The organism is Micromonospora sp. NPDC127501, assembly GCF_040302185.1.
In the GTDB taxonomy this organism is placed as follows: domain Bacteria; phylum Actinomycetota; class Actinomycetes; order Mycobacteriales; family Micromonosporaceae; genus Micromonospora.
The window spans coordinates 273607-287523 of record NZ_JBEORJ010000009.1 but is presented as its reverse complement, the minus strand read 5'-3'; the positions used below and the strand labels follow the sequence as shown (position 1 = coordinate 287523).

Genomic DNA, 13917 nt, shown 5'->3' with positions numbered 1-13917 from the left:
TCTTCGTCCAGAACGCCACCGGTGGATGCGTGGGGCTGCCGAAGGTGGGGGCGTTTCGGCGAACGAATTTGCGCGGAATCCTTGTGCGCTGTGAAAGCGCAGGTCAACGAATGGTCCCGGGGCCGAAAACGGCTGCCGCGCGCCGTCGGCGGTCAGCGCGTTTCCGCAGGTCAGAGCGAACGTGAATGCGGTGTTCGCGATTGCTTGCGGCACCGATCCGGCTGACCATGAGTCATCCGAGAGCACCCCCGGAATGGCGGGGTCGGCTCGCCGTGCCCGCCGTCGGGCGATCCCTGAGGAGGAACCATGCCGATCCTGGTGACCGGAGCGACCGGGACCGTCGGAGGCAGCCTGGTCCGGCAACTGGTCAGCGCCGGCCACGACGTACGCGCGCTGACCCGCGATCCCACGTCGCCGGCGGCCACCGCGCTGCCCAGCGGGGTGGAGGTGGTGGCGGGCGACTTCGCCCGGCCCCACACCCTGGCGTCGGCGCTGCGCGGCGTGACGCGCATGCACCTGGTCGCAATGGATGGGTACGGACCGCTGACCACCGGTGCGGAGATCCTGGAACTGGCCCGGAAGGCCGGCGTCCGTCGGGTCACCCACCTCGGCCACAACGATCCGAGCCGGGCCGACGACGACCCGCTCGAGGCGCCGCACCGGCCGCTGCACCGGACTGTCGAGAACTCGGGTCTGGAGTGGACGCACGTCTTCCCGGGCGAGTTCATGGCGAACACCCGGGACTGGGTGCACACCATCCGGGCCGAGGGGGTGGTCCGGGCGCCGTTCGGTGACTGGAACAGCGCGCTGGTCCACGAGGCGGACATCGCGGCGGTCATCGTGGCCGCGCTGACCGAGGACGGCCACGCCGGCCGGGTGTACCAACCGACGGGGCCGGAGCCGGTCCGTCGCCGGGACGCGGTCCGGATGATCGGCGAGGCGATCGGCCGTCCGGTGCGGTTCGACGAGCTGACTCCGGAGCAGGCCCGGGCGTACTGGAAGGACACCTATCCCGCCGAGGTGATCGAGTGGTTCCTGGAGATGGGGCGGTATCTCGACGGCAACGCCTGGGTCGCCCCGGACGTGGAGCAGGTGACCGGCCGCCCCGGGCGCACGTTCCGGCAGTGGGCCGCCGAGCACGCGGACGACTTCCGGTGACAACGCCCGGGGCGTGGACCGGCCCGGCGGTCAGGCCGCGTGGGCCGGACGCAGGTCGGCGAGCAGTCGCTCCACCTCGGCGTACGACTCGGCACTCAGCGGGCCGAGCGTCAGGGTGGCCAGGTTCTCGTCGGCCTGGGCCACCGTGCGAAGGCCGGGGATCGGCACGGTACGGGGGCTGCGGGCCAGCAGCCAGCCGAGCGCGCCCTGTGCGAGGGTGCGCCCGTCGGCGGTGAGCGCCGCGCGGACCTCGTCGACCCGGGCCGCCCAGCGTGGCGTCGGCCGGCCGTCGGTGAACCACTCCAGCCACTCCGGTGCCCGTCCGCGCACATCGTCCGCCCCGACCGCCCGGGTCGAGCCGGTGAGCAGCCCCATCGCCAGCGGCCCACGGTTGAGGCTGGCCAGGTCGTGCTTGTCGCAGACCGCCAGCACCGCGGCGTTGTCGCGCAGCACCGACTCGTCGTGCTGGATCGCCGCGCAGTGCGGGCCGGCGGCCGCGAACGCCTCGGCCGAGGCCGGGTCGTCGGTGCTCCAGCCGTACGCCCGGATCTTGCCCTGGTCGACCAGGGCCTCCAGGGTGTCGACCAGATCGAGCGCGGCGGGCACCGGCAGTGCGTTGATGTGCAGTTGGTACAGGTCGACGTAGTCGGTGCCGAGCCGGCGGAGCGAGTCTTCCAGGCTGCGCACCGCGAAGGCCGGGCTGGCGTCGGTGCCGAGCGCCCGCCGGGTGCTCTCCTCGCTGACGTTGCCGAACTTGGTGGCGATCACCACGCTGTCCCGTCGCCCGGCCACTGCTTGGCCGAGGATCCGCTCGCTGTGCCCGGCACCGTAGTTGCTGGCGGTGTCGAACAGGGTCACCCCGAGATCGAGCGCCCGGTGGATGGTGCGGATCGACTCGTCGTCGTCCACCTCACCCCAGCCGAACGGCTGCCCGTCGTCACCCCAGAGCGGGCCGCCGATGGCCCAGCACCCCATTCCGATCGCGCTCACCGTGATGCCGCTGCGTCCCAGCGTCCGTGTCGTCGTCATGGTCACCAGCCTCCAACCTGGAGCGCGCTCCAGGTCAAGCACTACCATCTCGCGACATGAGCGGTTACGCCCCCTCGGAGGCCGCCCGCCGCAGCGGCTTCAGCCTCGACACTCTGCGGTACTACGAGAAGATCGGCCTCCTCGCCGACGTGGAGCGGACGGCAGGCGGGCAGCGGGTCTTCACCGACGACGACCTCGGCTGGCTGGTGCTGTTCCGCTGCCTGCGCGACACCGGGATGCCGATCGCGCAGATGCGCCGTTACGCGCAGCTGGCCCGCGACGGCGAGCACACCACCGACGAGCGGCACGAGTTGCTGTGCCACCACGCGGCGCGGGTCGAGGAGCAGATGCGCCTGCTCCAGCGCCAGTACGACCACCTGCGGGAGAAGATCCGCTTCTACGAGCGACTGCCCGGCACCGCACCGGGGTCGGAGACCGGCTGACGGGAACCGGGCGCGGTCAGGCCGAGCAGTTCCTCGGTCGTTCCGGTTCGGCCGGTGAGCGCGTTCAGGGCGGTGACCAGCCGCTTCTCCTCGTAGCGGAAGTGCGACTCCAGCAGGGCGGCCAACCCGCCCAGCTCGGCGCGCACCTGGTCGACCGGCACCGTCGCGTCGCCGCTCAGCAGTGCCTCGACCCGTTCCAGGATCCCCGCCACCACCTCGTGATCGGTGATCAGGTTGTCGATGACGGGGCGCAGCTCGGGGGCCTCCTCGGCCAGCAGCCGGAACGCGCCCGCGTCCTCACCGGTGTGGTGTCTGCCGAGCGCGGCGCAGAAGGTCAGGCAGTGCGCCCGCAGATCCCGGGACGGGGTGTCGAGGCTTGCCTGAAGCCGGGCCAGTTCCGCGCTGAGCCAGAGGTGGATCTCGATCATCTGATTGCCGACGGCGGCGAGCCGGCCGGCCGGTGAACCGGTTGGGTGCACGTTTCGTCCCATGCTGTCCCCGCGCCTCCATGCCCACGGCGGCCTTCGGGCCGGGTGCACTGCGACGCTGCGCCGAAGTCTAGGGCCGGCCGGCCACGCCCCCAAACCCGAAAATCACGGCGTGGTCGGTTCGTCGGTCTCCCGGACGTCGTGCCAGCGCGCCCGCCATTCGGCCTCGTGGGCCTCGTGGCTGGTCCGCTCCTGGAAGACGGCGGCTCGCAGGGCGTGCCGGGATTGCGCCATCACCACCACCTCCACGGCCACCAGCGCCACGCAGATCACGGTCGCGAGGGTGAGCGCGCCCAGCGCCGGCAGGTGCAGGCCGACCGGCAGGGCCGCCGTGAGCGCCACGATGACGCCGACGCGGGTCCACGTGACGGTGTGCAGGGTGCGCAACTGAAAGAGCAGGTTGACGGCGAAATAGCAGATCAACCCGCCGAACAGCATTGGCACCGCCGGCCCCTCGACTCTCTCGGCGATCCCGCCGGCCGGGTCGGTGATCTTGTGCAGGACCTCCTCGTTGCCGATCGAGAAGAGGATCACCCCGGCGATCATCGGCAGGTAGAGATACGCGTACGCGTCGCGGGCCATCGCCACCCGGGGACCGCCCTCCGCCGCGTGCAGGGCGATCCGGGCGGCCGGCCCGATGAAGTCGAAGTGCGCCCACCAGAGGGCGGCGGTGACCACGATGCCGAGCGCGGCGGCGGCCACCGCCGGCCAGGTGACCGGCTTGCCGAGCAGGTTGCCGCCAACGCCCGTCGAGATGATCGACTCGCCCAGCGCGATGATCAGGATGAGGTCGTAGCGCTCCGTCCAGTGCTCGGCGCTGGTCACCCCCCAACCCCAGGTCCCGACGATGAAGCCGGTGGCGTACTGCACCACCACCACGGCGATCCACAGGCCGTCGCGGACCATGGCGGCCTGGTCGGGGTCGGCGATCTGCGGCGGAATGAGCGCGGCGGCCAGCAGCAGCACGATGCTCACCGCCAGCTCCGGGGCGAACCGCCGCAGTTGCCGCCGCTCCTGCGGGCTGTCCCGCACCACGTGCTGATAGAGGATCCAGTGGATACCGCGAACCACGACGTAACTGATGGCCACCAGCATCGGGCCGGCGGTGCTCCCCTTCGGGTCGGTGAACGCCTGTGGCAGTGCCAGCGCGAACGCGAACAGGGCGACCATCGCGATCACCATGAGCACCGGGACGTAGCCCTCGCCGAGCCGGACCCGGGTGGCGACCAGGCTGTGCACCACCCAGATCCACCAGAGCACGGCGAGCACCAGGCCGGCGTGCAGCAGTTGCCGGCTGGAGATGTTCGCGGCGGTCGCCCGGGTGATGATGAAGAACGAGAAGACGAAGACCAGATCGAAGAAGACCTCGAACTTGTCCACCCGGGCGCCCGGGGCGATCGGGACGGCCGGTCCCAGCTGTCCACCCCGCCGGTAGCCGCCCACGATCCCACTCTGGCAGCGTCCGGGCTGGTCGGAGGCCCGAACGGCGATGGCGACGGGTCCGGCGTTACCTCCGGCCGGGGTCGGGGAAACACCGGGGCCACGGCCTCTCGCAGCGGGCCGGTCGGTCCGCCCCACCCCGGACAAGGATGGACAATGACGACCAACAACCCGATCACCACTTCGTTCGCCCATCACTCGACCGCCATGGACGTGATCCGGGGTGTGGACCTCGTCGGGCGGCGGGCGATCGTCACCGGCGGGTCCTCCGGGATCGGCGTGGAGACCGCCCGCGCCCTGGCCAGCGCCGGCGCGGAGGTCACCCTGGCCGTCCGCAACCCCGACGCGGGTCAGCAGGCCGCGAACGACATCACCGGCACCACCGGCAACGACAGCGTCCTGGTGGCCCCGCTCGACCTCGCCGACCAGGGTTCGGTCGCCGACTTCGTGGCCAACTGGGACGGCCCGCTGCACATCCTGGTCAACAACGCCGGCATCATGGCCGCACCCCTGTCCCGCACCCCGCAGGGTTGGGAGATGCAGTTCGCCACCAACCACCTGGGGCACTTCGCGCTCGCCACCGGGCTGCGCCCGGCACTCGCCGCCGCAGACGGGGCCAGGATCGTCTCGGTCAGCTCCGCCGCCCACCTGCGCTCACCGGTGGTTTTCGAGGACATCCAGTACGACAAGCGGGAGTACGAGCCGTGGCAGGCGTACGGGCAGTCCAAGACGGCGAACGTGCTGTTCGCCGTGGAGGCCACCCGGCGCTGGGCCGACGACGGCATCCTCGCCAACTCGCTGATGCCCGGCGCGATCCAGACCAACCTGCAGCGCTACGTCAGCGAGGAGGAGCTGAATCGGATGCGCGCGGGTAACGCGGCGGCCTGGAAGACCGTCGAACAGGGTGCGGCCACCTCCGTGCTGGTCGCCGCCTCGCCGCTGCTCGACGGCGTGGGCGGGCGCTACTTCGAGGACTGTCAGCAGGCCGCCCCCGCCCAACCCGGTGGGCGGACGGGCGTCGCCGACTACGCGCTGGATCCCGAGGCGGCCGAGCGGCTCTGGCAGGTGTCGACCGCGTTGCTCAAGGGCTGAGGACCGCAGACGAAAGGGCGCCCCGGTCGACGACCGGGGCGCCCTTTCGGCGTTGCGGGTGGATCAGGCCAGGCCCAGCTCCGAGTCGAAGTTGCCGGCCTCCAGCCGCTCCTTGACCGCGGTCAGGAAGCGGGCCGCGTCGGCGCCGTCGATCAGCCGGTGGTCGTAGGACATGGCCAGGTAGACCATCGACCGGACCGCGATGACCTCGCCCAGCTCCGGGTCGTTGACCACGACCGGACGCTTCACCACGGCACCCGTGCCGAGCATCGCCGACTGCGGCGACGGCACGATCGGGGTGTCGAAGAGCGCGCCCCGGCTGCCCGTGTTGGTCAGCGTGAAGGTTGCCCCGGCCATCTCGTCCGGGGTGATCTTGTTGGCCCGGGTGCGTTCGGCCAGGTCGGCGATCCGCTTGGCGATGCCGCCCATGTTGAGGTCACCGGCGTTGTGGATGACCGGCACGAGCAACCCGCGCTCGGTGTCCACGGCGATGCCGAGGTGCTCGGCGGCCGGGTAGGTGATCGTGCCGCCGTCCAGGTCCATGCTGGCCTGGATGATCGGGTGGGTCTGCAGCGCCTCGATGGCGGCGAGGGCGAAGAACGGCAGGAAGGACAACTTCACGCCGTGCTTGGCCTGGAACGATTCCTTCGCCTGGACCCGCAGCTTGGCGACCTTGGTGACGTCGACCTCGACGACCGTCGTCAGCTGCGCAGTCTCGTGCAGCGACTGCTGCATCCGCTTGGCGATCGTCGCCCGGATCCGCGGCAGCTTCTCCGTGGTGCCCCGCTTGGCGCTCGGCTGCGGCTTCGCGGCCGGCTTGGCCGCGGGCGCGGCGGCGGCGGGAGCGGCTGCCGGAGCCGGAGCCGGAGCGGCCTTGGCGGCCTTCGCCTTCTCGGCGGCCTCCAGCACGTCCTGCTTGCGGATCCGACCACCCACGCCGGTGCCGTTGAGCGCGGCCAGGTCGACGCCGTGCTCGCTGGCCAGCTTGCGCACCAGCGGGGTCACGTAGCCAGCGGCCTCCTCGCCGGCACCCGGTGCCGGGGCGGACGGGCGAGGCGGCGTCGAGGTCGACGCGGCCGGCTGGGCGGCCTGCTCGGTCTTCGCCGGCTGCGCCGAGCTCTCGGTCTCCGCGGCGGGCTCGTTGTACGACATGCCGGGGGTCGGCTCCTCGACCTTCGGCTCCGGCTTCGGCTCGGCCTTCGGCTCCGGCTTGGCCTCCGCCTTCGGCTCGGGCTTCGGCTCGGGCTGCGCCGGGGCGGGGGCCGCACCGGCAACGCCGATGATCGCCAGGTCGGCGCCGACCGCGGCGGTCTCGTCCTCGGCGACCTTGATCTCCAGCACCGTGCCGGCTACCGGCGACGGGATCTCGGTGTCCACCTTGTCGGTGGAGACCTCCAGCAGCGGCTCGTCGACCTCGATGGTCTCGCCGACCTGCTTCAGCCAGCGGGTGACCGTGCCCTCGGTGACGCTCTCGCCCAGGGCGGGCATCTTCACCGCGGTGCCCTCGCCCGACGAGGCGGCGGCCGGAGCCGGTGCCTCGGCCGGGGCCTCGTCCTGGGCGACCTCGTCGGCGGTGCCCTCGGCGGCGGCCGTCGGCTCGGCGGCCGGCTCGACCGACTCGGCCGGGGCCTGCTCCTGCGGGGCGGCCTCGCCGCCGCCGGTCGACTCGCCCTCACCGGCGATGACGGCCAGCTCGCTGCCGACCTCGGCGGTCTCGTCCTCACCGACCACGATGCGGCTCAGCACGCCCGCAGCGGGCGACGGGATCTCGGTGTCGACCTTGTCGGTCGAGACCTCGAGCAGGGGCTCGTCAACCTCGACCGTGTCGCCCTCCTGCTTGAGCCAGCGAGTGACGGTGCCCTCGGTGACGCTCTCGCCGAGCCGGGGCATGGTGACCGATACCGGCATTTTCTGAGACTCCTTCATTCCCCTGGTGGGATCTTCGCCCGTCGCCGGACGCCGCGGTTTGGATGATCAGGCGTGCGCGTGCAGCGGCTTGCCGGCGAGGGCCAGGTGCGCCTCGCCCAGGGCCTCGTTCTGGGTCGGGTGGGCGTGCACGAGCTGGGCGACCTCGGCCGGGTAGGCCTCCCAGTTGTAGATGAGCTGCGCCTCACCGATCAGCTCACCCACCCGGGCGCCGATCATGTGCACGCCGACCACCGGGCCGTCCTCGACCCGGACCAGCTTCACGAAGCCGGAGGTCTTGAGGATCTGGCTCTTGCCGTTGCCAGCCAGGTTGTAGTTGTACGTCTTGACCTTGTCGGCGCCGTACTGCTCCTTGGCCCTGGCCTCGGTGAGACCCACCGACGCCAGCTCCGGGTCGCAGTAGGTGACGCGCGGGATGCCGACCTCGTCGATCACGGCGGGGGTCTGCCCGGCGATCTCCTCGGCCACGAAGATGCCCTGCTGGAAGCCCCGGTGCGCGAGCTGGAGACCCGGCACGATGTCGCCGACGGCGTAGACGTTCGGCACGCTGGTGCGCAGCCGCTCGTCGGTCAGCACGTAGCCGCGGTCCATCTTGACGCCCTGCTCCTCGTACCCGAGGTTGGCGGTGTTCGGGCCGCGACCGACGGCGACCAGCAGCAGCTCCGCCTCGACGGTCTCGCCGCCCTGGATGGTCAGCTTGACGCCGCTCTCGGTCTTCTCGACCTTCTCGAACGGCTTGCCGACCTTGAAGTTGATCTTCCGCTTGCGGAAGGCCCGCTCCAGCGCCTTGGACGACTCCTCGTCCTCGGCGGCGACCAGCCGGGGCAGCGCCTCGACGATGGTCACGTCCACGCCGAAGGACTTCCACACGCTGGCGAACTCGACGCCGATCACGCCGCCACCGAGCACGATCACCGACGACGGCACCCGGTCCATCGTGAGGGCGTGGTCACTGGTGATGATCCGCTCGCCGTCGACCTCCAAGCCGGGCAGGCTCTTCGCGTACGAGCCGGAGGCCAGGACGATGTTGCGGCCGGTGTAACGCTTGCCGTCCACCTCGACCACGTTCTTGCCGACCAGCTTGCCGGCGCCCTCGACGATCGTGATGCCCTTGTTGCCCTTCAACATGCCCTGCAGGCCCTTGTACAGGCGGGCGATCACGCCGTCCTTGTACGAGTTGACCCCGGCCATGTCGATGCCGATCAGCTCGGCCTTCACGCCGAACTGCTCCGACTCGCGGGCCTGGTCGGCGATCTCGGCGGCGTGCAGCAGGGCCTTCGTCGGGATGCAGCCGTTGTGCAGGCAGGTGCCCCCGAGCTTGCCCTTCTCGACCAGCGCGACCTTCAGGCCCAGCTGGACGGCGCGCAGCGCGGTCGCGTAGCCGCCGCTGCCACCTCCGAGAATGACAATGTCGAAGGTCGCTTCGTTCGGCTCGCTCACGTCCAACTCCCAGGTCGCGTCGCTGCATCGGGGGTCACGGGGATGTAACACGGACACACCCCACCTCGGTCATCTTGTCACCACTGGGCACAGGGTGCGTACTGAGGTGCCCAACGACACGTCATCGACACGTACCCTTGGCACCGTCGTCGATGACGCAACGTGGGGGAGAGATCCGGTGGGCTTGTTCCGGCGCCGCAAACAGGCGGCTGTGCCGAGCCATGACCGCGCCGCGAGTCGCGGCGATCTGGACCATTTGGAGAACTTCATCCGAAGTCGGCGCGGCGTCGAGGCGTACATCGAACCCCGCACGACGGTGACGGAGACCACCGTCATCCTCATCGCCGACGACGGGGAGTGGACCCGCCGGCGCATCGACGGCCCGGACGGCGCCCGGCGCTTCGCGTACCGGATGGGCATCCCGGTGTACGACGTCCGGCTGATGGGCTACCCGCAGCGGATGCGCGACTTCAACGAGCGCCGCAAGCGTCGCCCCGAGCGGTACTGAGCTACGCGAAAAGGGGCCCCTTGAGCAGGGGCCCCTTTCGCGTGTCCCGTCAGCCGTTGGTGGCGACATCCTCGACGAGCTGCACCAGCGTGCGGACCGGAACGCCGGTGCCGCCCTTGGTCCAGTAGCCGGTCGGCTCGCCCGAGTGGTAGCCCGGCCCGGCGATGTCGATGTGCGCCCAGGCCACGTCGTCGGTCACGAACTCGCGCAGGAACACGCCGCCCTGCAGCATGTGACCGGCCCGGTCCATTCCGGCGTTGACCTGGGAGATGTCCGCCACGTCCGACTCCATGCCCTTACGGACGTCGTCGGGCAGCGGCATCGGCCAGGCCGGCTCGCCGACGGCGTCGCCGGCCACCTTCACCCGCTCGCACAGCTGCGGGGTGCCCATCACGCCGGCCATCCGCTTGCCCAGCGCGATGACCTGGCCGCCGGTCAGCGTGGAGGTCTCGAACAGGTAGTCGGTGCCGTCCGCGCAGGCGCGGGCGATCGCGTCGCCCAGGATCATCCGGCCCTCGGCGTCGGTGTTGAGCACCTCGACCCGCTTGCCGTTGAACATGGTGATCACGTCGCCCGGCCGGTAGCTGGTGCCCGACGGCATGTTCTCCGCCATCGGCAGGTACGCGCTGACCGCCACCGTCGGCTTCAGCGCGGCGATCGCGAGCATGGCCGCGCCCACCGCGGCGGCGCCCGCCATGTCGGACTTCATCTCCCACATGCCCTGCGCCGGCTTGATCGAGATGCCGCCGGTGTCGAAGGTGATGCCCTTGCCGACCAGCGCGACCCGCTTGCCGTTGCCGCCGTCCTGCGGGGTGTAGGTCAGCTTCACCAGCCGCGGCGGGGCCTCCGAGCCCTGCCCGACCGCGACGATGCCGCCGTACCCGCCAGCGGCCAGCGCCGCCTCGTCGAGCACCTCGACGCCGAGGCCCGCCTCGCGCGCCGCGCTGGCGACCGCGTCGGCGAACGACGGCGGGCGCAGCTCGTTCGGCGCGGTGTTCACCCAGTCGCGGCTCAGTCGGACCGCGCCCGCCACTGCCTGCGCCCGGGCGACCTCCGCCTGGGCACCCGCGTCGCCGGCGTCCGGCACCGCGATGAGCACCTCGGCCACCGGCTCCCGCCGGGTCGGCTGGGGCCGGGTCTTGTAACCGGCGAACCGGTACCCACCCAGCAGCGCGCCCTCGGCGACCGCGCGCAGCTCGGCCGACGCGTCCGCGTCGTCCGGCAGCGGCAGCGCCAGCGCGACAGTGGTTGCGCCCGCCAGGGCCCGGATCGCCGCACCGGCGGCCCGGCGCAGCGTCTCCGGGGCCGGGGCGGCACCCGACGGCTCCGGGCCGAGCCCGACCGCGGTGACCAGCGGGGCGGTCACGGTGCCCAGCGTGGCCAGCTTGATGACCTCACCCGGCCCGCCGGTCGCGCCGAGCAGCGCGAGGGTCTCGGTCAGCTTGCCGTCGAACGCGGCCGCGATGCTCTCCGCGCCGCTGGCGAGCAGCAGGGTGCCGGCGAGGCCGCTGGTGGCGCCCTGCTCTCCGGTCTGGCTGTGCACGCCGATCACGATCGCGTCGACGGCGAGCTCGGCCGGGTCGGTGTCGACCAGGCTCAGGTTGGTGGTGCGGGGTGAAGTCACTGAAGCTACTCCGGGCGGGCCGGGCCGGTCGCGGCGTCGCGTACCAGCGGTGAAGGTCTCCGGCGGAACCTACCCGCCGGACGTCATGGCTGTCCCGCCGACAGCGCCAGCGGGCTCCCGCCGATGCTAACCAGCGACGTTGCCCCCGGTAAGTTGCCACCCATGACCGACGTGACCTCCGACGCCGCCGCGACCCGGCTGCGCCGTTCCCCGCTGCACGAGCGGCACACCGCCGCCGGAGCCAAGTTCGCCCCCTTCGGGGGCTGGGAGATGCCCCTGGAGTACGCCGGCGGCGGAGTGCTCAAGGAGCACACCGCGGTGCGTACGGCGGTCGGGGTCTTCGACGTGTCACACCTGGGCAAGGCCCGGGTGAGCGGCCCCGGCGCGGCCGACTTCGTCAACTCCTGCCTCAGCAACGACCTGGGCCGGATCGGCCCGGGCCGGGCGCAGTACACGCTCTGCTGCGACGACGCCACCGGCGGCGTGGTGGACGACATCATCGCCTACCTCTACGCCGACGACCACGTCTTCCTCATCCCGAACGCGGCGAACACCGCCGAGGTGGTGCGCCGGTTGCGCGCCGCCGCTCCCGCGCAGGTGACAGTCACCGACGAGCACGAGGCGTACGCGGTGCTGGCCGTGCAGGGCCCCCGCTCGGCCGAGTTGCTGGCCGCTCTGGACCTGCCCACCGAGCACGGCTACATGAGCTTCTCCGCCGCGAGCCTGGCCGGGGTGGAACTGACCGTCTGCCGTACGGGCTACACGGGTGAGCTGGGCTACGAGCTGGTGGTGCCGGCGGAGCACGCGGTCACCGTCTGGGATGCGCTCTTCGCCGCCGGCGCGGCGTTCGAGCTGCGCGCCTGCGGGCTGGCCGCCCGGGACACGCTGCGGACCGAGATGGGTTACCCGCTGCACGGGCAGGACCTCTCCCTGGACATCAGCCCGGTGCAGGCCCGCTCCGGCTGGGCGGTCGGCTGGGACAAGCCGGCCTTCTGGGGCCGCCACGCGCTGCTCGCCGAGAAGGCAGCCGGCCCCCGGCGTACGCTGCGCGGCCTGGTGGCCGTCGACCGGGCCATCCCGCGGCCCGGCATGACGTTGCACGTGGGCGACACCCAGGTCGGCACCGTGACCAGCGGCACCTTCTCGCCCACCCGCAAGCAGGGCATCGCGCTGGCCCTGCTGGACACCGACGCCAACCTGACCGACGGCGACGAGGTCGAGATCGACATCCGAGGCCGCCGAGCCCCCCTGAAGCTGACCAAACCCCCCTTCGTAACCCCCTCAGTGAAGTAACCCCCCCCCGTGCCCCCACCCCCCAACCCCACCCCCCTTCCCCGGCGTTGATCATGAGGTTGACGGGACGTTGGGAGATCCAATCGCCCGCTAACCCCATGATCAACCGGGGGCTGGGGTGGGGGTGGGGTGGGGGTTGGGGGTTGGGGTTAGCGCGAGGGGGTTGGGGGTTCGCCTGAGTCCAGGACTGCCTGGGTCCAGCCGCCTTCTATGACGCCTGTGGCGTCCAGGACGGCCCAGTCGACCACGTCGGACGCCTCCACGACCACGGGGGCGCCGATGCGCACGCTCTGGTCGGTGTTGGCGTCGCTGGCGCTCACGCCGACGATGCGTTCCGGGGTCTCCCACGAGGTGACGCCCGCCCAGACGTACTCCGGGCCGTCGTCTCCGGGCAGGCCGTACTTCACCACCAGCTGCGACTCGGTGGGGAACTGGCCGGCGACGAACCGGGTCCGCGCGTCATCCAGCGCGGCCCGGGCGGTGGCGACCGCACGGCTCATCGCGTCACCGGAGCGGGCGTAGCGCACGTCCGGCTGGATCCCGGAGAACAGCGTCGCGCAGGCGGCGGCGTAGTAGCGCCCGTCCGGGCCGGGGTGCCCGGCCGGCGGCCGAAGGCTGAGGAACGAGTCGGCCTCCGGGTCGGTCGCCGGGTCCAGTTCGAGGCGGAGCAGCACCGGGGCGGTGGCACCGTGCTGCTCCGGGTTGCCGTACGCCACCGCGATGTCGTGGCCGGTGACCGTGGCCAGTACGGGCAGCTGCACGAACGCCGGCACCTCCTCGCCGGTGAGCCCGTCGGTCCAGTCCCGCAGCAGTCGGCGGGCCGCCCCGGTCATCACCGCACCCCAGGCACGGGTGAGGTGGTCGGGCACCCCCTGGGTCTGCAACTCCAGCAGACCGAAGCGGCGCAGCCCCTTGGTGGTGAACCACAGGCCCTCGGTGTCCGAGGAGTACGGCACCAGCACCCAGTCGACAAGTCGGATGCGGCCCTGCTCGTCGGGGAGGGAGCGCAGCGCGGTCGCCGGGTCGAGGAACTGGAGGCCGAAGACGTCCACCACGTCGCTGTCGACGGATTCCGCCACGGCGGCCGCGACCGCCCGGGCGGCCCACTCGTGCGCGGGTGGCCAACCGGGCCGGTACTCGGCCTGTACGACCACCAGGTGCGTCGCCGCCGCCAGCCGGTCCAGCTGCTCCTTGGTGGCACCGAACGCGGTGAGCAGGTCCGGTGGCAGCTCGGGGAACTCGGCGATCGGCCGGGTGTCGACGCTCATCAGCGGGCTGTCGAGCATCTGCCGGGCCAGCCCGTGCACCGGCTCGGCCAGCCGGCCGGTCAGGGCCGCCACCGCGGTCTTCGCACTGACCTTCGGTAGCCCCGCCATCGGCACCAGGTAGGTCGCGCTGAGCGACTCCGGCACCGGTACGGGCAGGAAGTCGTCCGTGATGAGCATTGTGGGATCCCCCGGTGGCCGCGCCGGTGTT

Annotated in this window: 12 protein-coding genes; 5 read left to right on the top strand and 7 right to left on the bottom strand. The window is 71.8% G+C overall.

Annotated elements, in window-relative coordinates; genetic code table 11:
• The first annotated feature begins 306 nt into the window (after positions 1-306).
• Positions 307-1158, top strand: a complete 852-nt coding sequence (locus ABTW72_RS21930; RefSeq protein ID WP_350861363.1) for an NmrA family NAD(P)-binding protein — start codon at positions 307-309, stop codon at positions 1156-1158.
• 30 nt (positions 1159-1188) lie between these two features.
• Here the strand turns inward: ABTW72_RS21930 and ABTW72_RS21925 are convergent, their stop codons facing one another.
• The gene (locus ABTW72_RS21925) at positions 1189-2187 is read right to left on the bottom strand and encodes an aldo/keto reductase (protein ID WP_350861362.1); all 999 of its coding nucleotides are present in this window, start codon (positions 2185-2187) and stop codon (positions 1189-1191) included.
• Between the two features lie 56 nt (positions 2188-2243).
• On the opposite strand from ABTW72_RS21925, the gene ABTW72_RS21920 reads away from it, so the two are divergent.
• A complete protein-coding gene (locus ABTW72_RS21920; protein ID WP_350861361.1) occupies positions 2244-2630 on the top strand; it encodes a MerR family transcriptional regulator in 387 nt (128 codons plus the stop codon).
• Here the strand turns inward: ABTW72_RS21920 and ABTW72_RS21915 are convergent.
• Together ABTW72_RS21915 and ABTW72_RS21910 are read right to left on the bottom strand one after the other, a co-directional pair.
• A complete protein-coding gene (locus tag ABTW72_RS21915) occupies positions 2585-3109 on the bottom strand; it encodes a hemerythrin domain-containing protein (RefSeq protein ID WP_350861360.1) in 525 nt (174 codons plus the stop codon). The two genes, ABTW72_RS21920 and ABTW72_RS21915, sit on opposite strands and share 46 nt — an antisense overlap.
• A 114-nt stretch (positions 3110-3223) precedes the next feature.
• Positions 3224-4561, bottom strand: a complete 1338-nt coding sequence (locus ABTW72_RS21910; protein WP_350861359.1) for a low temperature requirement protein A — start codon at positions 4559-4561, stop codon at positions 3224-3226.
• Positions 4562-4714: 153 nt separating this feature from the next.
• Here ABTW72_RS21910 and ABTW72_RS21905 point away from each other — a divergent pair, with 153 nt between their 5' ends.
• A complete protein-coding gene (locus ABTW72_RS21905; RefSeq protein ID WP_350861358.1) occupies positions 4715-5650 on the top strand; it encodes an SDR family NAD(P)-dependent oxidoreductase in 936 nt (311 codons plus the stop codon).
• Between the two features lie 63 nt (positions 5651-5713).
• Here the strand turns inward: ABTW72_RS21905 and sucB are convergent, their stop codons facing one another.
• Together sucB and lpdA are read right to left on the bottom strand one after the other, a co-directional pair.
• Complete coding sequence (gene sucB / locus ABTW72_RS21900; RefSeq protein WP_350861357.1) at positions 5714-7558, bottom strand: 2-oxoglutarate dehydrogenase, E2 component, dihydrolipoamide succinyltransferase; 1845 nt, start codon at positions 7556-7558, stop codon at positions 5714-5716.
• Between the two features lie 66 nt (positions 7559-7624).
• Positions 7625-9016 (bottom strand): dihydrolipoyl dehydrogenase, encoded by a 1392-nt coding sequence (gene lpdA / locus ABTW72_RS21895; protein WP_350861356.1) that lies wholly within the window; start codon positions 9014-9016, stop codon positions 7625-7627.
• A gap of 178 nt (positions 9017-9194) precedes the next feature.
• On the opposite strand from lpdA, the gene ABTW72_RS21890 reads away from it, so the two are divergent.
• Positions 9195-9524 carry a hypothetical protein gene (locus ABTW72_RS21890; protein WP_112589164.1) on the top strand — a complete coding sequence of 110 codons (330 nt, stop codon included), beginning with the start codon at positions 9195-9197 and terminating at the stop codon, positions 9522-9524.
• Between the two features lie 49 nt (positions 9525-9573).
• Here the strand turns inward: ABTW72_RS21890 and ABTW72_RS21885 are convergent, their stop codons facing one another.
• Positions 9574-11148 (bottom strand): leucyl aminopeptidase, encoded by a 1575-nt coding sequence (locus ABTW72_RS21885; protein WP_350861355.1) that lies wholly within the window; start codon positions 11146-11148, stop codon positions 9574-9576.
• Positions 11149-11310: 162 nt separating this feature from the next.
• Between ABTW72_RS21885 and gcvT the strand changes: the two genes are divergently transcribed.
• The gene (gene gcvT / locus ABTW72_RS21880) at positions 11311-12441 is read left to right on the top strand and encodes a glycine cleavage system aminomethyltransferase GcvT (RefSeq protein ID WP_350861354.1); all 1131 of its coding nucleotides are present in this window, start codon (positions 11311-11313) and stop codon (positions 12439-12441) included.
• Positions 12442-12590: 149 nt separating this feature from the next.
• Here gcvT and ABTW72_RS21875 read toward each other — a convergent pair whose 3' ends face one another.
• Complete coding sequence (locus tag ABTW72_RS21875; RefSeq protein WP_350861352.1) at positions 12591-13886, bottom strand: DUF2314 domain-containing protein; 1296 nt, start codon at positions 13884-13886, stop codon at positions 12591-12593.
• Positions 13887-13917 lie beyond the last annotated feature (31 nt).